Consider the following 1,098-nt stretch of genomic DNA (forward strand, 5'->3'; position numbering starts at 1 on the left):
CCGAATTTTGATGTTTTTGGTCTTAATGATGTTAATGGGTAAAGCATAACGCCTTCTATACTGCGCGCCAAGTTAAGTTTGTTACCCACTTAAGCTTCTGAATTCATCAGGTCGAAGTGGGATAGAGAGGCAAAAATGAAAACGAAACCTTCTATTGGATTAATGGTTGTGATGCTGATGTTTCCGCAAATTGTAGAGACGATTTACAGCCCTGTACTTGGTGATATTGCACAATCATTCTCAATCACCTATTCGCAAGCAGCGCAAACCCTATCGATCTACTTTACAGCATTTGCAATCGGAGTCGTGGTTTGGGGTCTATTAGCAGATAAATGGGGAAGACGTCCAACCATGCTAGTTGGCTTGCTCGTTTATGGGCTTTCTGCATTGGTTGCGATGCAAACTGACCGCTTTGATGTGGTCATGTTGGCTCGAGCGTTGAGCGCCTTTGGTATTGCGGTTGGTTCCGTGGTGACGCAAACCATGTTGCGGGACAGTTTTTCTGGCGAAGAATTGGGTAAAGTATTCGGCGTAATGGGAATAGGAATTTCTGTCAGTCCGGTGATTGGCATGTTGCTCGGCGGCCAGTTAACCGCATTGGGCGGCTATCAAACCGTCTTTTTTACACTGTTTGTCATGGCGTTAGGCTTGTTTGTTTACAACGTTTTCAAACTGCCAGAGACACAAATTCAGAAACAGCCTTTGAATATTGGTTCACTTCTGGGACGAATGCTGAGAGATGCGCAAATCTGGCAATCGACGTTATTAGTTGCGCTCTACAATATCGCATTGTTTTCTTACTACCAATTAGGTGCTTTCACATTTGAGGCGTTAGGTTTTAGCTCATCGGAGTTTGGATACAGTGGCGTTGTACTTGGCTTAGGTACATTTGTCGGCAGCTTGTTGAATAAATTTTTGCTGGGTAAAGGACGAACGCAAACATCTTTGTTGTGGATCGCATCGATACTGTTGTTGGCTGGTGGGTTTGGTGTCTTTTGGGCTCAAATATCTATTTGGTTTTTAGTTCCAATGTTATTGGTCGTGATGGCGTTTGGCATTGCGATACCTAACGTACTAAGCGCTGCTTTGGTGGATTAT

Annotated in this window: 1 protein-coding gene; it reads left to right on the forward strand. The window is 44.0% G+C overall.

Going from position 1 to position 1,098, the window contains the following annotated elements; all coding sequences use genetic code 11:
- Window positions 1-135 precede the first annotated feature (135 nt).
- Window positions 136-1,098 (forward strand): MFS transporter (locus R7Q38_RS24450; RefSeq protein ID WP_318114663.1); only part of this gene is annotated, 963 nt, incomplete at its 3' end.

This window comes from Vibrio sp. Vb0598, from assembly GCF_033338935.1.
Classification (GTDB): Bacteria; Pseudomonadota; Gammaproteobacteria; order Enterobacterales; family Vibrionaceae; genus Vibrio; species Vibrio alginolyticus.